Below are 22,794 nucleotides of genomic sequence, written 5' to 3' on the forward strand. Positions count from 1 at the left end.
TGCATATGCAGACTGAGTTGGTTGATAATATAAAGGATTCGCATATTGCGGACCGCCTGGTTGTGGACTATATAGTCTACTTTCTCCTCCGCATCCACAATCTTCCTCACCCTGCACAAGCGGCGGCATGTTATTATCCATTGGCATCATATTCGGGTTTGGCATAGACGTATGTTGCGGTCCAAACGGCGCTCCTTGCTGATATGGCATTTGATATGGATTTGGTTGTTGATAATACGGATTCGGCGGCATCATGGGCATTTGATAGGGCATCATATTTGGTGGTTGATTGTTATCCATAATCGGCATCATATTCGGCATTTGATTGTTATCCATAATCGGCATCATATTCGGCATTTGATTGTTATCCATAATTGGCATCATATTCGGCATTTGGTTATTATCCATAATCGGCATTATATTCGGCATTTGATTGTTATCCATAATTGGCATCATATTCGGCATTTGATTGTTATCCATAATTGGCATCATATTCGGCATTTGATTGTTATCCATAATTGGCATCATATTCGGCATTTGATTGTTATCCATAATTGGCATCATATTCGGCATTTGATTGTTATCCATAATTGGCATCATATTCGGCATTTGATTGTTATCCATAATTGGCATCATATTCGGCATTTGATTGTTATCCATAATTGGCATTATATTCGGTGGTTGATTGTTATCCATAATTGGCATTATATTCGGTGGTTGATTGTTATCCATAATTGGCATTATATTCGATGGTTGATTGTTATCCATAATTGGCATTATATTCGGTGGTTGATTGTTATCCATAATTGGCATTATATTCGGCATTTGAATATTTGGCGGTATGACTTGTGGAATAACTACATTTTCTTTCGATACATTTGGCGATACTATATTCCCTACGTTTTCTTTCTTCACTTGTGGTGACACTATATTTCCTACATTTTCTTTTTTCACTTGTGGTGACACTATATTCCCTACATTTTCTTTTTTCACTTGCGGTGACACTATATTTCCTACATTTTCTTTTTTCACTTGCGGCGACACTATATTTCCTACATTTTCTTTTTTCACTTGTGGTGACACTATATTCCCTACATTCTCTTTTTTCACTTGTGGTGACACTATATTCCCTATATTCTCTTTTTTCACTTGTGGTGACACTATATTCCCTACATTCTCTTTCTTCACTTGTGGTGACACTATATTCCCTACATTCTCTTTCTTCACTTGCGGCGATATTATATTATTTTTTTTCGTTTGCGGAGAAATGATATTGTTAGGTTTCATTTTACTAATTTGAGGAGCAATTAACTCGCTTCCTTTTTTTATTACATCTGAAATTTTATATTCTTTTTTCGGTTTTATTGGTGGTTGTGGCGGCTGCGGTAATACATTTACCGAAAACTTCGTGTTTTCTTTTTCCGCCGGTTTTTGTTTTTCTATCACAGGTGGTTTTTGAATAACAGACGGTTTTTCTTTTTGAATTGGCTGTTCTTTTTGCACCTCTTTTTGCGGTTTCACCTGTACTTCTTTTTGCGGCTTTACCTGCATCTCCTTCTGTGGTTTCACCTGTACTTCTTTTTGTGGCTTTACCTGCATCTCCTTCTGCGGTTTTACTTGCACTTCTTTTTGTGTTTGTTGCATAGCTGGCTGCTGTGTAATTGGTGCTGATTGATACGTAACTTCTTCTTCATCTTCTATTCCAAGCGGAGTTGGTGTTGCTGCAAATTCTTTTTGCTGCACTTCTTTTACGTATTGCTTTGGAGGTGCTGAACCTGCTCCAGCCTGTTGTTTCATATGAACACTCTTTGATGGCACTTTAATTTTCATACCTGGCATAATTAAATCTGGATTACTAAGTTGTGTATTTGTTTTTTTCAACGTATCAAAATCCACTCCGTACTTTTTCGCAATTTTCCAAAGGGTATCCCCTTTTTGCACGATATGAATTTTCAAATTTTCCCCCTCCTGTATAACTTATCTATAAGTAACAAATCTCATGAAGTAACTCTTTCTAAATAACATTAACTTCTTTTCACTTTTATCACTTCTTCGATTTTCAATATCATTCGAAGTGGAATAAGCATAAAGAACCACAATGATTTCTTCAAAACAATGTATGCCCATTTCGTTCTCGTTATGATTATATGTATGAAAAAAAGCAACGGGAATACCGTTGCTTTACACACGCTCTAACATACGATTTAATGCAAGAACTGCTTCTGCCGTTACTTGTTTGTCTACGCTAATAACGTTAATTTCTTCTCCTCTTTCTATCGTTTCAAGTGTCCATAATAAGTGAGGCAGATCAATTCGATTCATCGTTAAGCACGGACACATAAATGGATTAAGCGAAACAATTTCTTTATCTGGATGTTGCTGAATAATTCGATTCACTAAATTCATTTCTGTACCAATCGCCCATTGGCTACCAGATGGCGCTGATTCAATCATATCAATAATATATTTTGTTGAGCCTGCATAATCTGAAGCAGCTACAACTTCATAGCAACATTCTGGATGTACAATAATATTCATATCCGGATGATTTTTTCGTACACTCTCAATATTCTTCATTGTAAAATTTTGATGAACAGAACAATGTCCTTTCCATAAAATCACTTGAATTTCTTCTATATCCCCATCGTACTCTAATGAATCTGTGTGTGGGTCCCATACTGCCATTTTATCTAACGGGATACCTAAATCGTACGCTGTATTTCTCCCTAAATGTTGGTCTGGTAAAAAGACGAGACGTTCTTTTTGAGTAAACGCCCAAGATACCATTTGCTTTGCATTAGAAGAAGTTACTGTTGCTCCTCCGTTACGACCACAAAACGCTTTAATTGCAGCTGTAGAGTTCACATATGTTAACGGAATCATCGTATCACCAAATAATTTCGTGAGCTCTTTCCATGCTCTTTCTGTTTGTTCAATATCTGCCATATCCGCCATCGAACAACCTGCACGCATATCTGGTAAGATGACAACTTGATCATCTGTAGTTAACATATCTGCTGTTTCCGCCATAAAGTGCACCCCGCAAAACACAATATATTTTGCATCTTTATTGCTCGCTGCAACTTGCGCAAGCTGAAGTGAATCCCCTGCTGCATCTGAAAATTGTACCACTTCATCTTTTTGATAATGATGCCCTGGAACGAATAACATTTTCCCCATTTTCTCTTTAATTTCACGAACACGCTTTTCCATATCTTCCGTTGACATTGTGTAATAACGCTCTGGTAACATCGTTTCAATTGGCTGTACTTTTTCTAAAATACTCATATACGTTTCTCCCCCTCTAAGCCACTTTCCTTACTCTTCAATATTGAAACTAATATCAAGTGCTTTCACTGAATGTGTTAACGCTCCAAGTGAAATATAATCTACCCCTGTTTTTCCGTATTTTGATAAATCTTCAATTGTGATGCCTCCTGAAGCTTCCGTAACGATGGCACTTGGTACAATCTTTGAAAACTCCCGGATTTCATCTGGCGTACGATTATCGAACATAATAATATCCGCACCAGCAGCGACAGCCTCTCTCACCTGTTCCTCAGTTTCTGTTTCCACTTCTACTTTCACCATATGTCCTAACTTTTCTTTCACTGATGTAACAGCTTTTGTAATAGAACCAGCAAAAGCAATATGATTGTCTTTAATCATGACACCATCATATAAACCGAAGCGATGATTAAATCCACCGCCGCACACGACTGCATACTTATCAAACATACGTAGTCCTGGCATCGTTTTTCGCGTATCACAAATACGAGTATAGCTACTATCTAAAGCAAGAACCGCTTTACGCGTCATCGTCGCTATTCCACTCATACGCTGAATAACATTTAATATAACGCGCTCTGCTGTTAATAACGATGCGATTGGACCTTGCACTGTTGCAATAATTTCTCCTTTTTCTACAAGATCCCCATCTTTTTTATGAAGCTCTATTTCAATTCTCTCATCAATTAATTTAAATCCTGATTCAATTACTAAACATCCTGCAAAGACCCCTGTATCCTTCGCAAGAAACGTTCCTTTCGAAAGCAAGTTATCTGGAAAAATAAGCTGAGATGTTACATCTCTTTCTCCTATATCTTCTAAAAAAAATCGGTTTAATGCTTCTTTAACTTTTATCGTGTTCATAAAGCCCCTCTTCCCCTCATCACACAAGTTGTAGTTTTCTCTTTACTCGAACAATCTCTTTCTTTCCTATATTTCTATCTGGATAATCACTCCGGTAATGCCCGCCAATACTTTCTTCTCTTTGCAAGGCTGACACAACTATAAGCTCACAAACCGTTAACATATTAATAAGCGTTATCTCTTCATTCGTAAGAACATCATGTTGTAATATCATATTTCGAACACCATACTTACTAAACCATCTCTTCGCATAAGATAAACTTTGCTCTGTTCGCACAATCCCAACATATTTCATCATGCATTTTTGTATTTCTTCTTTCGTCGGTAAATGATTCAGAACGATAAACTTTGCTTCCTTTTCAGCTAGCATGTTCACCTTTTCTTTTGTCTCTCTAGATAAAATGTGTCGTCCGATTCTTTTTCCAAACACAAGACCTTCTAATAATGAATTACTCGCTAATCTATTTGCACCATGAACTCCGTTACAAGCTACTTCACCGACTGCGTATAAGTTTGGAATAGACGTCTCTCCATCACAGTTCGTTTTCACGCCGCCCATGTGAAAATGAGTACCAGGCACGACTGGAATAAGTTTTTTATTTATATCGACTCCATTTGTTTTACATATCGATGACACGGTCGGAAAGCGTTGTTCAAAGTTTTGAATCATTTCGATGTTTAAGTACACTTTTTCACCCGCAAGTAGCTGTTCATGAATAGCCCGTGCGACTACATCACGAGGTGCTAGATCCTGTTCGGAATGTATATCCATCATAAAACGCTGCCCTTTTCCATTTATAAGGACAGCTCCTTCTCCGCGAACAGCTTCGGACACGAGGCCGGAACAACGCCCACCCGCGTATAACATCGTCGGATGAAATTGTATAAACTCTAAATCTACAAGCTCTCCGCCTGCACGGTACACCATTGCAAGTCCATCGCCTGTAATCGTCTCATCATTAGAAGTAAAGGCGTATAAACCGCCAATACCGCCTGAAGCTAACACCGTATAATCTGCATTGTAACGTTTCAATTCTCCTTTATTGTTGCGAGTTAAAGCCCCAACACATTTATCTTTTTCTATAATAAAATCGAGCACCATTTCCTGTTCCACTACCGTAACGTATGGAGCTACTTCTTGAATAAGATGCTCTAATAAATTCTTTCCTGTTGCATCGCCACCTGCATGTAAAATACGACGTTTTCGATGCGCTCCTTCTTTTCCAAGATGAGGACCTGTTTCATCTCCATCAAATTTCATTCCTCTTTCAATAAGGTTATTAATTTCTTTCGGTCCCTCCTCGACTAAATAACGGACCACTTCTTCATTGTTATAATGACACCCTGCTACTAATGTATCTTCAAAATGATCATTAGGATTGTCATATGTAGCTACCGCTGCGGCAATTCCACCTTGAGCTAAATGTGTATTATTATTACGTTTCGTCTCCTTTGTGATAATAATCACATTCTTTTCGTGACAAATCTCTTTTGCAACACGAAGTGCCGCAACACCACTTCCAATAATTAAGACATCTGCACTTGGCATAATTGTTGCCTCCTACTTTACACTTTTCAACTGTCTTGACACCTATATTTACATAGTTTTAAAATAATGACAAGAGTTTTTTTATAATTCTTATTTTCACTACCATTTAAAAAGTAAAAGAACTGTAACTCTTACTAGAGAGAGGAACTTACATGATGATATATCTTGACTATGCAGCTACTACACCTATGAGCGAGGAGGCGTTACAAACATATATGAAAGCAGCGTCGCAATACTTCGGAAATGAACAAAGTTTACATGATATTGGAGGAACAGCTGCTTCTTTATTACAAGTTTGCCGAAAAACATTTGCGGAAATGATTGGAGGAAAAGAACAAGGAGTATTTTTCACAAGTGGCGGATCGGAATCAAACTATCTTGCGATCCAATCACTTCTAAATCCCCGAACTAAGAAGCATATTATTACGACACCTATGGAACATGCATCCATTCGAAGTTATTTTCAATCTCTAAAATCAAAAGGCTATACGATCACTGAAATTCCTGTTGATAAAAATGGACTCATTTGTTTAGTAGATTTAGAGGCAGCTATTACAGAAGATACTGTGCTAGCAAGTATACAGCATGGAAACTCTGAAATCGGAACCGTTCAAAACATTACAGAAATCGGGGCACTTTTAAAAAAATATAATGTTTTATTTCATACGGATTGTGTGCAAACGTTTGGTAAACTGCCTATCCATGTTTTTGAGATGGGGATTGATAGTCTTTCTGTTTCAGCACATAAAATATACGGACCAAAAGGTGTCGGCGCTTGCTACATAAATCCGCAATCTCGCTGGGAACAAGTATTTCCAGGAACTTCTCACGAAAAAGGATTTCGCCCAGGCACAGTAAATGTTCCCGGCATCGCATCTTTTTTAACAGCTGCTGAAAATATATTAAAAACTCAATGGGAAGAAAGTTTACGTTTTAAAGAGTTACGATCCTACTTTTTAGAGCAAATACAAACACTTCCGCTAGAAATTGAAGTAGAAGGTCATTCTACTTCTTGTTTACCACATATTGTTGGGGTTACAATAAAAGGAATAGAAGGTCAATATACTATGCTAGAATGTAATCGCCATGGTATCGCCATTTCCACCGGAAGTGCTTGCCAAGTCGGTAAACAAGAACCTTCGAAAACTATGCTTGCAATTGGAAAAACGTATGAAGAGGCCAAACAATATGTCCGCTTCTCTTTCGGACAACAAACAACGAAAGATCAAATTGATACTACTATTCATGCACTACACACAATTGGAAATCAATTTTATAGAGGTGTTAAATCATAATGAAACAAAATGACCAAAAAAAGATTTTAGGCGAAGAAAGACGACAGCTTATCCTTCAGTGGCTTCTCGCTGCAAATGAGCCGTTATCTGGGAATGAACTATCGAAGAAGACAAACGTAAGTAGACAAGTTATCGTGCAAGATATTTCCTTGCTTAAAGCACGAAACGAACCAATTATTGCGACTGCCCAAGGCTATTTATATTTAAAACCACAAGAGAAACAACAAGCTTTTGAACGCGTAATCGTATGCCAGCACAAACCAGCAGAAGTACGTCAAGAACTTACAATGCTTGTTGACCATGGCGTTACGATTAAAGATGTAAAAGTTGAGCATCCTGTATACGGTGACTTAACAGCATCCATCATGGTAAGCAATCGCTTTGATGTAGAGCAATATTTACAAAAAATCGAAAACACAAATGCTTCCTATCTTTCACAACTAACAGATGGTATTCACTTACATACAATTGAGGCAGATTCTAAAGAAAAGTTAGATGCTGCTTGTGAGGCGTTAGATAAAGCAGGATTTCTCGTTTATTAATGTAAGGCACAGAGTTTTTATCATTCTCTGTGCTTTTTTAATGCTATAATATTGTAATCAATCGTAAAGGAGATCAAATATGGGAATTGAACTCGTTCACTTTAGCATTGGCAAACCGAAACAAATGAAATATGGCGAAGATAAAGAAATGATAACAGGTATATGTAAAGACCCTACAGAAGAGGCCTTTCTCTCAAAAGACGGATTTCGTGGTGATGACGTAGCGGATTTAAAACATCACGGCGGTCCTGATCGTGCTGTTTGTGTGTACCCACACGAGCATTACGCACTATGGGAAGAGGAATTTCAAACTACGCTTCCAGCTTCCACATTTGGCGAAAACATTACCGTAACAAATATGTTAGAGCGTGATGTTTGCATCGGAGATACATATCAACTAGGTGAAACAATCATTCAAGTGACACAAGCAAGAGTACCTTGTAGCACAATTTCAAAACGCCTTGGCATCCCTGGCATACTGCCACGCATTGTAGCAACTGGATTTACAGGCTACCTATGCCGCGTTCTTCAAGAAGGTACTGTACGTAAAGATTCTAAAATTACATTACTAGAACGTCAACCGAGCAATGTTTCTGTTTTGTTCTCTAACGAAATTTATTTTCATAATAGAAAAGATAAAGATGGTATTGAAAAAATTCTTGCCGTTCCAGAACTAGCTGATATTTGGCGTGGTCAGTTAGAAGATCGTCTTGCGAAGTTAAAATAAAGAATTACACCAGGTAAAACAGTATTGAGTCCATCATACCAGATGGACTCTTTTTATTTTCTCTTCCTTCACGTCCAAACATATAAAAATATATTTCATATTATATATGGACAACCTTTAATTCTTATATGTGAAGGGAGTGATTAATTATGGCGGATTACTTCTTAAAAAATGGAAAAAAATATTATAAGAAAAATGATCGCCCATGTAATTCTTCAAATTCAGATTCAAATAACTGTTTTATACAGAACTATACTATTTTCGGTACGGGAAATACCCCTCAAGATCTTGATATAACAACTGGAATTCCTCGAACTGTATTTGAAAACTTCACTAAAAATCATAATAAGACACTTATTAAATTTAGTTTCAGTCCTGCATTTGCAACAACGATTAGATTAACAATCGCAAGATTAAACCATCGCTCTCCACTTACATTTACCTTAACACCGGGAGATATTAAAACATTTTTAGTAGAAGATGTTGAGAGTATTACTTTCTCAGATACTGTAGCTCCATCTACACTCAATCTATTAATACAACAAACGAATTGTATTTGCTGCAGTAATTCGAACAATGATGAATCCTATTATTATAATAGTTGTAATGATGCGTACTAAAAACCCGACAAAAGAGTTATCTATTCCTAACAGAAGCCGTCCTAAATATCTTTTAGGACGGCTTCTTTATTTTGCTAGCTTAATTAATCACTTACTTCAATAGAATCGATAGCTTACTCTGCCTCAAACCGAGAAACAGCTTTTCATTTCAAACAACTTTAACAACAGCTCCCCTCTACAACCAATAAGAAGAATAACTCCCCAGCACAGTAACAGAAAAACCGAGTGCTTCAAGTTCCATCGTTACGCCTGGCAATAATACGTCATCGTATGCTTTATCAACATCAATTAAGAAAAAGTAATTTCCAAGACCTGTTTTCATCGGACGCGATTCGATTTTTGATAAGTTTAATTTTCTCCATGCGAAAGCTGATAACACTTGATATAGGGCACCTGCATAATCTGCAGGTAACGTTATCATAAGCGTCGTTTTCTCTCCGCGATTCTCTCCGTTATTCGGGAGTACTGCTTTCTTTTTCTTATGGAGTACCAAGAAACGTGTGTGATTATTTTTATGCGTATGAATACTACGTCTCACAATTGTTAATCCGTATTTTTCTGCAGCCGCTTCATTTGCAATAGCGGCAATTTTCTCTTCAGGATGTTCTTTCACATATTGCGCAGCAGCACTTGTAGATGTCATATCTCGAACAGTTACTCCTTTTAATTCTTCATTTAAAAATTTATGGCACTGTGCAATGGCATGCGGATGAGAATGCACTGCATATACTTCATCCCACACTTCTGCATACTGCGGATGTACAAGTAAATGCTGCTGAATTGGTACTGTAATTTCTCCTACAATGGAAAGCGGCTGCTCATGTACAAGGTAATCAACCGTTATATTCACTGAACCTTCTATTGCATTTTCTAACGGTACAACTGCGAAGTCTACATTTTCATTTGCAGCTGCATCTATACAATCTGGAATCGTTCGATATGGTACATGCTCTGCTTCCGGAAAAAAACGACTCACCGCCATATTTGTAAATGTTGCTTCTGGTCCTAAATATCCTACTCGAATCATCGTCTTTTCCCCTCTTTTTCGTTTTCTTACTGTTATACCATACTTTTTTATATTCTTCTATGTAAATTTCGAATATTAAAAAAAAGACTAGCGTTCGCTAGTCTAAATGTTTCTTATATTCTCTTTGAGCGAAGAAGAAATAAATGATACATGCTGCGATATAAAACAGAATGAACAAACCTACTTTTCTTAATGATCCATCCATAAAAAGCGTATTATGAAACGTATATAACGCAACTGCACTATGCATACTCCCTACTATAATTGGCGCAAAAAATAGCATACATAATTGCCAACGAGAAATTTTCCATACTTCTTCCTTCGTCATTCCAAGTTTAGAGAGTGCACCATACTGCTTTCGGTCCGATGCAATATTATGGAACCATTTAAAATAAACGATACTACATGAAGTAAGAAAGAATAATATACTAATAAATGAGCCTACAAATAGAGTAATATCGCCGCCTTCTTTCATATTTACATACAACTCCATATTGCTTCGAAATGCATTATTATTATCTTGTTTCATATGTTTCCGTAAATCTTCATTTAATTTCTTCGTCTTTTCGATATTTGGTAATGTGTAGCCTCTATATATCATTTTTTCAGAATCAGGAACCTGATTTGCTATACTATCAAAATCTTCATCATTCATAACGAAGAACAGACCATTAATGTACGAAGGGTGATGGTTAAATTGAACCCCTTCTTTCTGACCGTTAAATACGAATTGATATGGTTGATTCATTACTTGCAATTGAATCTCTTTTTGATTATATACATTCGAATTATTGTATTTATTATAATAAACGAGTGTCACTGTACCTTTTTTAGGACGATACGTTTTCTGTTTTTGTTTCCTTGCTTCTTGGTTATATTCACTTTCTTTTATAAGCGGTACTATTGTTGTTTCTCCTTTACTAGACTGAAAGGATGCATACACTCCAACAAAACTCATATATTGAAAATCGTCATACCCATATTGATGCAGTAATTTTTCAACCGCACCTTCCTCAAAGACTTCATGAGTAGAAATACCTTTTTCTATGTACGAAAACGAGTGTACCCCTCCAGTTCGCCACATATCTTGCATGCTAGAAAAATATAAGAACACCGTACCTGTTGCTGTAACTACAAACGTCGTTGCCATAGACATCAGAAAGAAAAAGCGACCATTTTCCTTCATTCGATGTGACAATTGATTCACTATAAATAAATAAGGATATGTATACATAATCTTTTTATTTCTCTTTATTATTTCTAACACTTGGGTAGCTCCATGTGTAAAAGAAAAGTACGTTCCAAAAAAGACAAGTATAGACACAGGGAAAAAGTATATCGCTATCGTAGCCATCGTCACTTGTAGCGCCAATGCATACCCGCCCACTAAACAAGCAAAACCGAATAAACAGAGCCACTTTGATGTTTTCTTCTCTTTTTTATCTGTTCGAAATTCTTTCAATAACCGAATGATTTTTATATTCCATATACGTAAAGCACTTATAAAAGATAACAAAATAAAAACGACCATATATGTAATAAATGTTACACCAATCGCCCTTACGTCAAATATGACAGGGAGTTCTTTCGGAAGCCCCAGTAACATACTAAATACCATAAAAAAGAGCTTTAAAAATATCATACCAAGCCCAATACCGAAAATATTCGCGAAGACCCCGATTAAAATTTGCTCGGTCATAATCACTCCTATTACGTTAGACTTCGTTGCTCCCATTAACATATATAACCCTAATTCTTTCTTACGTGCTTCTATGAAAATAGAAGTAGAGTACAAAATAAATATGACGAAAAAAGAAATGATTATAACATTACATATGATAAGTCCCCAGCGTACGTTTTGATACCACATCGTCTCTTGCATATATGGATGCACAATGACAGACATATATGCGTAAGAAGCAAATATTGCAAAACAACTACTTAAGAAAAACACTTTATAATTACGCCAATTTCCTTTTATATTTTGCAGCGCTAGTTGCCGAATGTTCATCTATCGTCCTCCTGTAACTTACTACATAGGCAAAAAGCTAGAGGTTCCCCTAGCTTTTTACGTGTTTTAAATATCCTCTTTGCGCGATCATAAAGTAAATGGCAGAAGCTAAAATGTATGCTCCAATTACAAGCGCACCTGATTTCCACAAATTAATATAAAGCATTTTTCCTAACGTATGAAGAGCAAATCCACTATGAATGGAACCGATTAAAATTGGGATAAAGAAGATAACTCCCATTTGTCGAATCGCAATTTTGCGAATTTCTTTATCTGTCATACCAATTCTCTTTAACGATTTAAATTGAATACGATCTTGTTCTTTATCGTTAAACCATTTAAAGTATGTCATACTACAAGCGAAGAAGAAGAACAGTACCGCTACGAAGAAACCGATGAACATTGTAATTGCTCCACCTTCTCTTATATCCTTATACGCAAACACTGAATTTCTCAATTCCCCTTGCTTTTCTGGTACAATTTCATTTTTCAAATCTAATACAAGATTTTCTGTACTTTTCCAATCCTCAATATAATAACCGTAATATTTCGTCTTTTCTTCATCTGGTACGAGTTTTGCATATTTCTCAAAATCTTGTTCATTTACAATGAGATATTCACTATCATTAAAAACAGAATACTGCGTTGGATTATTTAATTGAACAGACTGCTTTTGTCCGTCAATTATAAATTCATACGGTTTCGTACGATCTATCTTCATCAGTTCATTTGACATATCAACCATAACCATCGTTGCACTACCTGGTGCATTATGAACTTCTGTAGGTTGCTCTCTCTTTTGTTTGCGCACTTCTGCATTATATTCTTTTTCTGAAATAATCGTCATCGGTACTTCATGTTCACTATTAAACAACGTTATTTTCTGTGTTGCTGGTAGTTTAACGTATGTTACTTTTCGTGCATCTTCAAACCCGTGTCTCTTCACAAGCTCCTGTACCTTTTCTTCATTAATAAGGTTATGCGTATTTAACCCCTTTTCCTCATATGAAATAGCATGTGGTGTAAGTTCTACCGTTTTCGCACTCATATTTTCAAAATATACGTACAGTGTACCCACCGCTGAAGATACTACCGCCGTAATGATAGAAATTACAAATAGAAAACGAGCATTATCTTTCATTTTATAAATAAGGTTGCTAAGGACGAACATATTTGGGTACGTATAAAAAGATTGCTTTCTTTTTTGTAATGCTTTTAATACAACTGTACTACCTTGTGTAAATAGTAAATACGTTCCGCCAATTGTCAGTCCTACCACCGGTAAAAAGAGGATGAGGAAATTCAGAAACGTTACTTGGAAGCTAAGTACATATGCAACAATAATACATCCTATACCAACTACACATAACCATGTAAATGCAAACGGCTCTACTTTTTGCTTTCTTGCCTCTCTTAATAAATCAATAATTTGCAAGCGTCCTACTGTCCAAACACTAAACAATGATAGGATTAAAAATAGAATAAAGTATACACCAGCTGTAATAAGAACTGCTTTACTATTCCAAACAAGTGGAAGTGTCTTATCTATTTTTAATAATACGCTTAACGCTTGGAAAAATAATTTTGAACAAAGCATCCCAACCCCAATACCAACTACAATTGCAATACTACCTAACATCAGTTGCTCTAATATAATCATTCGGCCGAGCTGCGATTTCGTTCCGCCTATTAATGTTAGTAGACCAAACTCTTTTTTTCTTGCTCGTAAAAACGTTGAATTTGCATATAAAATAAAGAGTGCCGAAAAGATGACCACAATATAATTCATCGATTCTAATCCTTTTGTGATCATCTTTCTCATACTAATATTACCGCTTACGACATCTGGATGATAAATAAAAGAAGCATACATGAAAAATACGACAATTGATAAACAACTACTTATAAGAAACGCTTTATAGTTACGCCAATTTCCTCTTACGTTATTAAGCGCGAGCTGGCGAAAGTTCATGATATTCTCCTCCTAGCATCGCAAGTACGTCCAGAATTTCTTGGAAAAAGGCTTGTTTCGTTCTTCCTTTATGTATTTCCGAGAAAATTTCTCCATCGCGTATGAAAAGGATACGTTCACAATAACTAGCCGCTACTGGATCGTGCGTAACCATTGCAATCGTTACTTTCTTTTGCTCGTGTAAATCTTGCAGAGCGCCCATTAGCGATTTTGCTGACTTCGAGTCTAAGTTTCCAGTTGGCTCATCTGCTAAAATTAACGTCGGTTCATGAATGATTGCTCTCGCTGCTGCTGCACGTTGTTGTTGTCCCCCAGATACTTCGTATACTTTTTTATTTAAAATTTCTTCGATGTTTAAAAACTTCGCAATTTCCAGTACTTTCGCATCAATTTCATTTACAGATTTCTTCGCCATTACAAGTGGTAAAATAATGTTTTCTTTAATGGATAACGTATCAAGTAAATTAAAATCTTGGAAGATGAACCCTAAATGTGTACGGCGAAACTCCGCTAATTTTGCAGCACGCATTTGATTAATTTCTTCACCATTTACAAGCACATGACCTGAAGTTTGCTTATCAATTGTTGCTAATAAATTTAAAAGCGTCGTTTTCCCACTTCCTGAAGGACCCATAATCCCTACAAATTCGCCTTCTTCTATTTTAAAATTTATATCGTTTAAAGCAGTCGTCGCTACTGAACCTTTTGATTGGTACACCTTCGTTAATCCTTTTACTTCAAGAACACTCATTTCTAATCCCCCTACGTGTTTTCTTCTTACATTTACTATAAGAAAAATAAGAAAAAGAAACGAGTGATTTCCCTTACAAAACGTTTTGTTATCTTACAGTTTTGTCATTTTTCTCATCAATGTATGATATTCTTCATCTTTTGCAAATTGGAACGTGAATGTTGTCCCTTCTCCTTCAGCCGATTGGACATACATTCCATGATGTAAATTATCGCAAATTTCCTTCGTAATATATAAGCCCATCCCAGTCGCTTCTCTCGTTTTACGTCCATTTATTCCCGTAAAAAATGGATCAAATATGCGCTTTACGTCTTGCTCTGGAATACCAATTCCATTGTCCTTAATATGTAATAACACCTTTTGATTTTTCTCTTCAATTTGAAATTGAATTTCTTTTTTCTCTGCCGCTGAAATTTTTGTATACTTGATTGCGTTTACAACAATTTGACCTATAGCAATACTCAGCCATTTTCTATCAGATGCAACCATACAAGTATCTTCTTCAAACATCACTTTCGGAAATACAGACGATTGAATAAAGGATTTCCGATTTTCATTAATAATACCTCGCACGACATCTATAACATTTACTACTTCTATCTTATAATCTTTCGCAAACTGCTCTAGTCTTGCCATATGTAACGCTAAATCTAAACCATTTAGTATACGGTTATTTTCTTCACGAATACTTTCAACTGTTGCTCTTGCCTCACGATGCTCTTTGCCAAACTTTTGCAGCAATAATTCAATAACAGATACTGGTGTTTTCATTTGGTGAATCCATTGGTTCATAAATATCATTTGCTGTTGCTCTTTCGCATGCTGTTTATGAACTTCATTCATATATTGCTGTCTTAATAACGTAAAAGATTCAACGACCATTTCTTGCTCTGATGTATAAGATTCATCAATAAGTAAAGAGTCATGTAATGTATTTCCACCAGTAACATACTTTTCGATCCTCTTTAAAAACACACTCCGTTTTCGGTAATCGTAAATGAGGTATACAGTAAACACAACTGTTCCTAATAAAAGTCCATATAACCACGTACTCCAATCAATGGATTTCTTTTCTAAAAGACTTTGCAGCTGTAAAACGAGCCCAAATAAACAAAGGCTAACAATATAAGAAAGAATTAAAGAAAAGCGGTCCATAAGGTAATTTTTAACCTTCATGCCCTTCGCCCCACTCCGTAAAAAGCGCATAACCATATCCACGTTTCGTTACAATTGCATTTTTAATGCCTAACTCCTCTAGTTTCTTCCTTACACGTTTTACATTTACGGTTAATGTATTATCATCCACAAATGCTACTTCATCCCATAGAGCTTCTAACAGTTCTTCGCGCGTTACATATTGATTCACCTGTTTCATTAAACACTCTAATAAGTAAAACTCATTTTTTGTCAGTTCAGTTTGTTGTCCTTGCCACTCAACAATATGCTGAGACGGGAATAACAACAGTCCATTTACACCTAAACAATCACTCTCAGCGGCAGAAGCATACTCTCCGTAACCACGGCGAAGTGCACTCTTCACCTTTGCCATTACGATATCTAAATGGAATGGCTTCGTAATATAATCATCGCCGCCATTTTCAATCGCCATTACTTGATCCATTTCTCCTGTTCTTGCAGAAACAAAAATAATTGGTGCATTCGATACAGTACGAATTTGACGACACCAATAAAAACCGTCAAAGTACGGTAAATTAATATCAAGTAACACGAGATGAGGATTCACTTTTACAAACTCATCTTTTATTTGACGTAAATCACTTGCTCTAAATGATTGATAGCCATACCTTTCTAAATGCTCTTCTAATATTCCCGCGATTTTCTCATCATCTTCTACAATTAATATTTTATACATGTTCGTTTTCTCCCCATAAAAAAATTCTTCTAAAACCACTCCCCTTTTTATTATAAATTGAAAATTTAATTAGTGGGGATTTTTTCCTATATAAATCCGATTTTTACGATATAAAAAAAGACTGCCGTATTTCGGCAGTCTTAATCGATAAATTCAAATTCATATTCAAGAATTTTTACAATATCTCCGTCTTTTGCACCACGTGCACGAAGCGCTTCATCAATACCCATTCCGCGCATTTGACGAGCGAAACGACGTACAGATTCATCACGTGAGAAGTCTGTCATCTTGAATGTTTTCTCGATATCGTAACCAGAGATAACAAACGTGCCATCACTTTCACGTGTAATTTCAAATTTAACACCTTCAGTATCAAATTTGTACATTACACTTGTATCAGACTCATCCGCAACTTCATGTATTGGGAATTCTGGTGTTGTTTCTATTAAGTTCGCTACTTCAAACAGTAAGTCACGAACCCCTTGTCTTGTTACAGCTGAGATTGGGAAGATTTTTACTTCGTCTCCCACTTTCTCTTTAAATGCTTGTAAGTTTTCTTCTGCATCTGGCATATCCATTTTGTTTGCAACAACAACTTGTGGACGCTCAGTTAAGCGAAGATTGTATTCTTTTAATTCATTATTAATCGTTACGTAATCTTCATATGGATCACGGCCTTCTAAACCAGACATATCAATAACATGCACGATTACACGTGTACGCTCAATATGACGTAAGAATTGGTGTCCAAGTCCGACGCCAGCATGTGCGCCTTCAATTAGTCCTGGAAGGTCAGCCATAACGAAGCTGCGGTTATCACCAGTTTCAACAACACCAAGATTTGGAACGATTGTTGTGAAGTGATACTCTGCAATTTTCGGACGCGCTGATGATACAACAGATAATAATGTAGATTTACCTACACTTGGGAATCCAACAAGTCCAACGTCTGCTAGTACTTTAAGTTCTAGAATAACATCACGCTCTTGACCTGGTTCCCCGTTCTCAGCGATTTCTGGCGCTGGGTTCGTAGCTGTTGCAAAACGTGAGTTACCACGGCCACCGCGGCCACCTTTTGCAATTACAGCAGTTTGTCCATGCGTTACTAAATCGGCAAGAATTTGACCAGTTTTTTCATCTTTTACTACTGTTCCTGGTGGAACCTTTACAAGTAAATCTTCAGATTTACGTCCGTGCTGACCTTTACTCATTCCGTGCTGACCGCGATCAGCTTTGAAATGACGTTGGTAGCGGAAGTCCATTAATGTACGTAAGCCTTCCTCAACTACGAAAACAACATCTGCACCTTTACCGCCGTCGCCACCTGCTGGGCCACCTTTTGGTACATACTTCTCACGACGATACGCAACCATACCGTTACCACCGTCGCCGCCTTTTACATATATCTTGACCTGATCTACAAACATTATTTCACCACACTTTTTTCAATTGGTTGTAATATAACTGAGACTTCTTCGTCTCGCACTGTATAAGAAATGGAATACCATTTATTGTTTTGGGTCGCAAGCCAATTCTGTAGTTCTTCTACACTCGTTAGCTTACCACGAAAATCAAAAAAGAAACGAGCATTATCCGCGTCACATTCAATTGTGATACAAACATAATTTTCAACATATACGTCTAAACTATGCTGAAGCATCGAGAAAAATTGATTCGTCCATGTACATACAGTCTCATCTAAGTGAGATAAGTTATGTAATTTCCCTAATACTTCGTACTCCAATAAGCACGGCTGCTGTTTCCAATTATATGTTAAAATCCACTCTGAAAATAAAGGCATTGATAGCCCCATCAGATTGGATTCTTGTCTCGCTTCTTGGACAAAACGATCGATGAGACTATGAATTTCTTCCACTTTTCCAAGGGAAAGGTTTCCTTTCACCATCTGCATACGATTGAGCCAATCATGTCTTGAATGGCGCAATGCATCTATAATTGTCCATTTTTCATTCATTTAGATACCCCTTAATATAGAAAAACTCTAACCTGCACTCAGGTTAGAGTTTTCCGTGAGTTCTTATGCTTCTTGAGCAACAGGATATACGCTCACTTGTTTGCGGTCACGACCAAGACGCTCAAAGCGTACTACGCCGTCAACTTTCGCGTATAAAGTGTCATCGCCACCACGACCAACGTTAACACCTGGATAAATTTTTGTACCGCGTTGACGGTAAAGAATTGAACCACCTGTAACCGTTTGACCATCTGCGCGTTTAGCACCAAGACGTTTTGACTGAGAGTCACGACCGTTCTTTGTACTACCTACACCTTTCTTAGATGCGAAAAACTGAAGATCTAATCTTAACATACGTTACACCTCCTGCACTTTTTCTATTAAACGGATATACTTTCCGTAATCAAGTTCGATCGTCTTAAGCGAAACAACTAATCCTTCTAAAAGCGTTTGTGCTTTTTCTGCTGTATGAACGTCTAAATCATTAGGCAATTCATACGTTAAGAATCCGCCATCACTTCCGAGTTCAATAGTTGCTTGCACATTACAAAGTTCTTCCACTGCATTTATAGAACCAAACACAACCGCTGTAGTTCCAGCACAGACAAGGTCTTGTCCATGTGGCGCATAATCGGCATGTCCAGTCATTTTAAATGATTGGATACTTCCTAATTTCGTGCGACTTATCGTAATTTTAATCATGTTAACCAGAATTAAGCGTTGATAGCTTCAACAACTAGCTTAGTGTAAGGTTGACGATGACCTTGTTTCTTACGATTGTTCTTTTTCGCTTTGTATTTGAAAACGATAATTTTCTTAGCGCGACCTTGTTTTTCAACTTTCGCAGTAACTGTTGCACCTTCTACAACTGGGCTACCAACTTTAACGTTTTCGCCACCAACGAAAAGAACTTTGTCAAAAGTAACAGTTTCACCAGCTTCAACATCTAATTTTTCAATGTAGATTGCTTGACCAGCTTCAACTTTAATTTGTTTTCCACCTGTTTCGATAATTGCGTACATACTTGCACCTCCTCTTAATTACTAAGACTCGCCAAAAACGAGGTAGACATAAATGCCTTTAGGGAACCTGTCTTGTGCGGTTGTAGCATATAGCCGTTTAGGTGCTATAAACTATAACATAAAGATGTTATCATGAATCATAGACGGTTGTCAATAAATGTTCTGCTAACTATTTTTTCCGCTCTACAATTTCTTTTTTACTTCCAAAACGAACGATAGCATACTTTTCGATATTATCATCTTTGAAATAAATTTCAAATGGAATATTTTTTTGTAATTCTTTTTGCAAAAACTGTTTTTGCAGTTCTTTAGGCGCAGCGATTAATACCGCTTCATCTTCTATATTGCCATATGTGATTAGTTCTCTCTCTAACTCATACGCAATTGTTTCATGCGACATCACATAACCCGTCGCTTTGCAAGGTACACACTCTTTTAATAATACGTCCCGTAAAGAATGCTTTTTACGTTTACGTGTCATTTCCAAAATCCCTAGCTCCGTAAAGCCGAGCACCCTTGTATATGTGCGGTCATCTTGCATAGCAGCTATAAGACATTCTCTTACCTTTTCTTTATCTTCTCTTTTTTTCATATTAATAAAATCAATTAATATCATACCACCAATATCACGAAGTCTTAATTGGCGTGCAATTTCTTCAGCTGCCATCTCATTTGTGCGAAGTACTGTATCTTGTAAATTTTGTTTTCCCGTAAACTTGCCCGTATTCACATCAATTACAGTCATCGTCTCCATTTGTTCTACAATTAAATAAGCACCATTTGGAAGCCACACAATTTTTTGGAGTGCTTTCTCAATTTCACGCTCTATTCCAAAATGGTTAAACATCGAAGACTTTTCATTATAAAAAGATACTTTTTCTTTTCCAACTTTGTCTTCTAATTCTTTTACTATACTTCTTGTATCTACAACTACTTTTTCAATGGTTTCAATTGGATTCTCTTGAAATACACGATCTAAAAAGGTCGCCGGTCGATGAAGTAATAACGGCGCCTTTCCTTGGCCCTCTTTTCTTTTTAACTCTTCATACAACTGTTGTAACCCTTGCATTTCAGCTTGTATTTCTTCAATTGCTCCTTTTTCAGAAGCAGAGCGGAAAATGTATCCCCCCGTTCCCTCTATTTCAATTTGGAGTAACTGTTGTCTTCTTTTATTATTTTTTATTTTTCGAGAAACAGCGCGCATCTCATCAAACGGCATATAAACGACATATTTCCCGGTAAATTCTATATTCGCTGTCAATTTAGGCCCTTTCGTATCAATTGCCTCTTTCACAACTTGTACGAGTATCGCTTGCCCTTCATGTATACGATAAGAAGATGGTACATCATCGTATGAAAGGTAAGCATGTTTTTCTAAACCGATGTTTACAAAAGCTGCATTCATTCCAGCAATTGTTCTTACGACACGTCCAACATAAATATGCCCAACAATCTCTTGCTCTTCATTACGTTTCCATAAAAACTCAACAATTTTTTTCTTCTCTTCAATTGCAACGCGCTTTTCCGAACCAGCGTAATTCACATATAACGTTTTCAAAATTATTTCCTCACTTTATAATCTTCTTTGCTTTTACAATAATAAAAGGTTAGTGCTATCGTCAACACTAACCGATTAATTCTTCAACTGATGAAGTTGTTCGTTTTTCAGTAAAATATGCATAGAGCAATTCATTTTCATCCAATGTGTAATGCTCTTTATATTTTCCACGGACGATAATAGAATGCTTATATCCTCTACGAAATTTTGTGAAGATCGTATATAAACGATCTTCCGTTTGCACTTCAATAGGTGCAATCTTTTCGATTCCTCTTTTGTTTCCATAATAACGTTCTAATAAAAAACGCATAAATGCATACCGTCTTTGTTTCCACTCTTGATATAATGACACTGCTAAAAATATGAGTAGTACCCACATCATAATATTGTTACTATTCCAGAGTAACTGCCATCCTAATATTACACCAAAAAAAACACATGACAATTGCATCATCTTTTCATGTGCTTGTAAATAAGGGAAACGATATGATAATACATTAAACAATACTTTCCCGCCATCTAACGGCCAAATAGGGAGTAAATTAAATGCTAAAATAATTATATTATTCCACATAAAGAAATAATATAAATCTGTATTCAGCCAACCGACTTCGAACAACATATAACCTACCAGCATCATCCAAACATGTTGAATCGGTCCTGCAATTACGACAACAAGTTCCTCTTTCAATGACTTATTACCATGTTCCTCAAGCTCGGCCACGCCACCAAACGGCAAAAGTTGAATTCTTTTTATACGCCAATTATAGTGTGCTGCTGCAAAAGCATGCCCAAGTTCATGAATAAGAACAATACAAAATAACAGTAGTAACTCTTTAAAACGCGCAGTAAAAATACCAATGACAATAATAACCCAAAATAATGGATGCACGGAAATTTTCGTTAAAACGTCCCTATATTTAATCAAATGATATCACCTGGATCGGATCAATAAATTTTTCATTCTTTTTTATTGCGAAATAAAACTTTCCATTTTTATCATTTGTATCATTACTCACCGTTCCAATTTTTTGTTTCTTTGAAACGTAATCATATAATTTCACTGACATATCGTTTAAGTTTGCATACCATGACTCCGTACCATCTGCATGTTGAATTTGAACTGTATTTCCAAGTTCCTCTTTCTTGCCTGCAAAAACAACTAACCCTTCATTTACTGACTCCACTTTTGCATTTGTAGCTGTTTGGACAAATACACCTTGGCCATTTTTTTGAAACCCTTGCATTACCTTTCCAGAAGCAGGAATTGCATAATCCTTTTGCTGAATACTTCCTTCTTTTTTCTCGTTCGGCGAATAGAATACGAGCGGTTTTCCAAATTGCTTTTCATACCATTTCGCTACAGTAGCAAACTGAAATTCCTCTTTCATCACTTTTTCTGTAACAGCTTTAGCTCCATTGAATGAAGAAGGAGCATTCTTATATAAAATAGCAACCGAAAGAACTAATATTGCTGATAATAAAACTTTGAAGAAAAAGACTTCCTTTCGAAATAAAGGATGCATTTCCTTTTCTCCATCTTCAATAAATACCGCTTCACTATCAAAATTCCCTCCGTTAAAATACTGCTCTTCCTCCATCCTTTCTTGCTCGGCCTTCCTTTTTGCAATCCGCTTTTTAATTTCTTCTACGCGTCTATTCTTCATACTGTCTCCTTTCTTTCGTTAAGCTAATTTCATTAGAAACAGTTGTATACAGT

The 22,794-nt window shown here is 36.5% G+C and carries 21 protein-coding genes, 1 pseudogene and 1 other annotated feature; of the genes and pseudogenes, 4 read left to right on the forward strand and 18 right to left on the reverse strand.

Annotated features, from left to right (window positions below):
* Positions 1–1,799: 1,799 nt before the first annotated feature.
* The 4 genes and pseudogenes from safA to nadB form a co-directional block, all read right to left on the reverse strand.
* Positions 1,800–1,956, reverse strand: a pseudogene (gene safA, locus BHV55_RS27940) (SafA/ExsA family spore coat assembly protein); the annotation flags it as partial.
* A 225-nt stretch (positions 1,957–2,181) separates the two neighbouring features.
* A complete protein-coding gene (gene nadA, locus BHV55_RS22190; RefSeq protein ID WP_048567724.1) occupies positions 2,182–3,288 on the reverse strand; it encodes a quinolinate synthase NadA in 1,107 nt (368 codons plus the stop codon).
* Between the two features lie 30 nt (positions 3,289–3,318).
* Positions 3,319–4,152 carry a carboxylating nicotinate-nucleotide diphosphorylase gene (gene nadC, locus BHV55_RS22195; protein ID WP_001092209.1) on the reverse strand — a complete coding sequence of 278 codons (834 nt, stop codon included), beginning with the start codon at positions 4,150–4,152 and terminating at the stop codon, positions 3,319–3,321.
* Between the two features lie 19 nt (positions 4,153–4,171).
* On the reverse strand, positions 4,172–5,701 hold the full coding sequence (gene nadB / locus BHV55_RS22200) for an L-aspartate oxidase (protein WP_016111794.1): 1,530 nt from the start codon (positions 5,699–5,701) through the stop codon (positions 4,172–4,174).
* A gap of 152 nt (positions 5,702–5,853) precedes the next feature.
* Between nadB and BHV55_RS22205 the strand changes: the two genes are divergently transcribed.
* The 4 genes from BHV55_RS22205 to BHV55_RS22220 all read left to right on the forward strand — a co-directional run bounded on the left by BHV55_RS22205 (position 5,854) and on the right by BHV55_RS22220 (position 8,885).
* Positions 5,854–6,996: an IscS subfamily cysteine desulfurase gene (locus BHV55_RS22205; protein WP_000973761.1), complete on the forward strand. Its 1,143-nt coding sequence runs from the start codon at positions 5,854–5,856 to the stop codon at positions 6,994–6,996.
* Positions 6,996–7,538 carry a transcription repressor NadR gene (locus BHV55_RS22210; protein WP_000812240.1) on the forward strand — a complete coding sequence of 181 codons (543 nt, stop codon included), beginning with the start codon at positions 6,996–6,998 and terminating at the stop codon, positions 7,536–7,538. The genes BHV55_RS22205 and BHV55_RS22210 overlap by 1 nt, the downstream gene beginning before the upstream one ends.
* A 79-nt stretch (positions 7,539–7,617) precedes the next feature.
* Positions 7,618–8,265: an MOSC domain-containing protein gene (locus tag BHV55_RS22215; RefSeq protein ID WP_000510668.1), complete on the forward strand. Its 648-nt coding sequence runs from the start codon at positions 7,618–7,620 to the stop codon at positions 8,263–8,265.
* 149 nt (positions 8,266–8,414) lie between these two features.
* On the forward strand, positions 8,415–8,885 hold the full coding sequence (locus BHV55_RS22220; protein WP_000796370.1) for a hypothetical protein: 471 nt from the start codon (positions 8,415–8,417) through the stop codon (positions 8,883–8,885).
* A gap of 175 nt (positions 8,886–9,060) precedes the next feature.
* Here the strand turns inward: BHV55_RS22220 and pheA are convergent, their stop codons facing one another.
* The 14 genes from pheA to spoIVFA form a co-directional block, all read right to left on the reverse strand.
* A complete protein-coding gene (gene pheA / locus BHV55_RS22225; protein WP_000621701.1) occupies positions 9,061–9,912 on the reverse strand; it encodes a prephenate dehydratase in 852 nt (283 codons plus the stop codon).
* Positions 9,913–10,009: 97 nt separating this feature from the next.
* The gene (locus BHV55_RS22230) at positions 10,010–11,923 is read right to left on the reverse strand and encodes an ABC transporter permease (protein WP_001026367.1); all 1,914 of its coding nucleotides are present in this window, start codon (positions 11,921–11,923) and stop codon (positions 10,010–10,012) included.
* 49 nt (positions 11,924–11,972) lie between these two features.
* Positions 11,973–13,895 (reverse strand): ABC transporter permease, encoded by a 1,923-nt coding sequence (locus BHV55_RS22235; protein WP_070756967.1) that lies wholly within the window; start codon positions 13,893–13,895, stop codon positions 11,973–11,975.
* The gene (locus tag BHV55_RS22240) at positions 13,870–14,646 is read right to left on the reverse strand and encodes an ABC transporter ATP-binding protein (RefSeq protein ID WP_000114529.1); all 777 of its coding nucleotides are present in this window, start codon (positions 14,644–14,646) and stop codon (positions 13,870–13,872) included. Before BHV55_RS22240 ends, BHV55_RS22235 begins: the two co-directional genes overlap by 26 nt.
* 93 nt (positions 14,647–14,739) lie before the next feature.
* Positions 14,740–15,822, reverse strand: a complete 1,083-nt coding sequence (locus tag BHV55_RS22245; RefSeq protein WP_000865399.1) for a HAMP domain-containing histidine kinase — start codon at positions 15,820–15,822, stop codon at positions 14,740–14,742.
* Positions 15,812–16,519 carry a response regulator transcription factor gene (locus BHV55_RS22250; RefSeq protein WP_001986640.1) on the reverse strand — a complete coding sequence of 236 codons (708 nt, stop codon included), beginning with the start codon at positions 16,517–16,519 and terminating at the stop codon, positions 15,812–15,814. Before BHV55_RS22250 ends, BHV55_RS22245 begins: the two co-directional genes overlap by 11 nt.
* Before the next feature lie 140 nt (positions 16,520–16,659).
* Positions 16,660–17,946, reverse strand: coding sequence for a GTPase ObgE (obgE, locus tag BHV55_RS22255; RefSeq protein WP_000497128.1), 1,287 nt, complete (start codon positions 17,944–17,946; stop codon positions 16,660–16,662).
* Positions 17,946–18,494: a sporulation initiation phosphotransferase B gene (locus BHV55_RS22260; RefSeq protein ID WP_001003584.1), complete on the reverse strand. Its 549-nt coding sequence runs from the start codon at positions 18,492–18,494 to the stop codon at positions 17,946–17,948. The genes obgE and BHV55_RS22260 overlap by 1 nt, the downstream gene beginning before the upstream one ends.
* Positions 18,495–18,557: 63 nt before the next feature.
* Entirely contained in the window at positions 18,558–18,848 is a 291-nt protein-coding gene (gene rpmA / locus BHV55_RS27370; protein WP_000944958.1) for a 50S ribosomal protein L27, read from the reverse strand.
* Positions 18,849–18,851: 3 nt separating this feature from the next.
* Complete coding sequence (locus tag BHV55_RS27375; RefSeq protein ID WP_002001054.1) at positions 18,852–19,196, reverse strand: ribosomal-processing cysteine protease Prp; 345 nt, start codon at positions 19,194–19,196, stop codon at positions 18,852–18,854.
* Between the two features lie 11 nt (positions 19,197–19,207).
* Positions 19,208–19,516, reverse strand: a complete 309-nt coding sequence (gene rplU, locus BHV55_RS22270; RefSeq protein ID WP_000270907.1) for a 50S ribosomal protein L21 — start codon at positions 19,514–19,516, stop codon at positions 19,208–19,210.
* Between the two features lie 14 nt (positions 19,517–19,530).
* Positions 19,531–19,608 (reverse strand) — a sequence feature (ribosomal protein L21 leader region).
* A gap of 77 nt (positions 19,609–19,685) precedes the next feature.
* Positions 19,686–21,074, reverse strand: coding sequence for an Rne/Rng family ribonuclease (locus BHV55_RS22275; RefSeq protein WP_000855488.1), 1,389 nt, complete (start codon positions 21,072–21,074; stop codon positions 19,686–19,688).
* 67 nt (positions 21,075–21,141) lie between these two features.
* Positions 21,142–22,002: a stage IV sporulation intramembrane metalloprotease SpoIVFB gene (spoIVFB, locus tag BHV55_RS22280; RefSeq protein ID WP_000599056.1), complete on the reverse strand. Its 861-nt coding sequence runs from the start codon at positions 22,000–22,002 to the stop codon at positions 21,142–21,144.
* Positions 21,995–22,741, reverse strand: a complete 747-nt coding sequence (gene spoIVFA, locus BHV55_RS22285) for a stage IV sporulation protein SpoIVFA (protein ID WP_000797471.1) — start codon at positions 22,739–22,741, stop codon at positions 21,995–21,997. The genes spoIVFB and spoIVFA overlap by 8 nt, the downstream gene beginning before the upstream one ends.
* Positions 22,742–22,794: the final 53 nt, after the last annotated feature.

The organism is Bacillus sp. RZ2MS9, from assembly GCF_001816185.2.
In the GTDB taxonomy this organism is placed as follows: domain Bacteria; phylum Bacillota; class Bacilli; order Bacillales; family Bacillaceae_G; genus Bacillus_A; species Bacillus_A cereus.

Excerpts from the sequence above, each read along its gene's own strand:
- nadA (WP_048567724.1), bottom strand. The coding sequence starts at position 3,288 with ATGAGTATTTTAGAAAAAGTACAGCCAATTGAAACGATGTTACCAGAG.
- nadC (WP_001092209.1), bottom strand. The coding sequence starts at position 4,152 with ATGAACACGATAAAAGTTAAAGAAGCATTAAACCGATTTTTTTTAGAA.
- nadB (WP_016111794.1), bottom strand. The coding sequence starts at position 5,701 with ATGCCAAGTGCAGATGTCTTAATTATTGGAAGTGGTGTTGCGGCACTT.
- BHV55_RS22205 (WP_000973761.1), top strand. The coding sequence starts at position 5,854 with ATGATGATATATCTTGACTATGCAGCTACTACACCTATGAGCGAGGAG.
- BHV55_RS22210 (WP_000812240.1), top strand. The coding sequence starts at position 6,996 with ATGAAACAAAATGACCAAAAAAAGATTTTAGGCGAAGAAAGACGACAG.
- BHV55_RS22215 (WP_000510668.1), top strand. The coding sequence starts at position 7,618 with ATGGGAATTGAACTCGTTCACTTTAGCATTGGCAAACCGAAACAAATG.
- BHV55_RS22220 (WP_000796370.1), top strand. The coding sequence starts at position 8,415 with ATGGCGGATTACTTCTTAAAAAATGGAAAAAAATATTATAAGAAAAAT.
- pheA (WP_000621701.1), bottom strand. The coding sequence starts at position 9,912 with ATGATTCGAGTAGGATATTTAGGACCAGAAGCAACATTTACAAATATG.
- BHV55_RS22230 (WP_001026367.1), bottom strand. The coding sequence starts at position 11,923 with ATGAACATTCGGCAACTAGCGCTGCAAAATATAAAAGGAAATTGGCGT.
- BHV55_RS22235 (WP_070756967.1), bottom strand. The coding sequence starts at position 13,895 with ATGAACTTTCGCCAGCTCGCGCTTAATAACGTAAGAGGAAATTGGCGT.
- BHV55_RS22240 (WP_000114529.1), bottom strand. The coding sequence starts at position 14,646 with ATGAGTGTTCTTGAAGTAAAAGGATTAACGAAGGTGTACCAATCAAAA.
- BHV55_RS22245 (WP_000865399.1), bottom strand. The coding sequence starts at position 15,822 with ATGAAGGTTAAAAATTACCTTATGGACCGCTTTTCTTTAATTCTTTCT.
- BHV55_RS22250 (WP_001986640.1), bottom strand. The coding sequence starts at position 16,519 with ATGTATAAAATATTAATTGTAGAAGATGATGAGAAAATCGCGGGAATA.
- obgE (WP_000497128.1), bottom strand. The coding sequence starts at position 17,946 with ATGTTTGTAGATCAGGTCAAGATATATGTAAAAGGCGGCGACGGTGGT.
- BHV55_RS22260 (WP_001003584.1), bottom strand. The coding sequence starts at position 18,494 with ATGAATGAAAAATGGACAATTATAGATGCATTGCGCCATTCAAGACAT.
- rpmA (WP_000944958.1), bottom strand. The coding sequence starts at position 18,848 with ATGTTAAGATTAGATCTTCAGTTTTTCGCATCTAAGAAAGGTGTAGGT.
- BHV55_RS27375 (WP_002001054.1), bottom strand. The coding sequence starts at position 19,196 with ATGATTAAAATTACGATAAGTCGCACGAAATTAGGAAGTATCCAATCA.
- rplU (WP_000270907.1), bottom strand. The coding sequence starts at position 19,516 with ATGTACGCAATTATCGAAACAGGTGGAAAACAAATTAAAGTTGAAGCT.
- spoIVFA (WP_000797471.1), bottom strand. The coding sequence starts at position 22,741 with ATGAAGAATAGACGCGTAGAAGAAATTAAAAAGCGGATTGCAAAAAGG.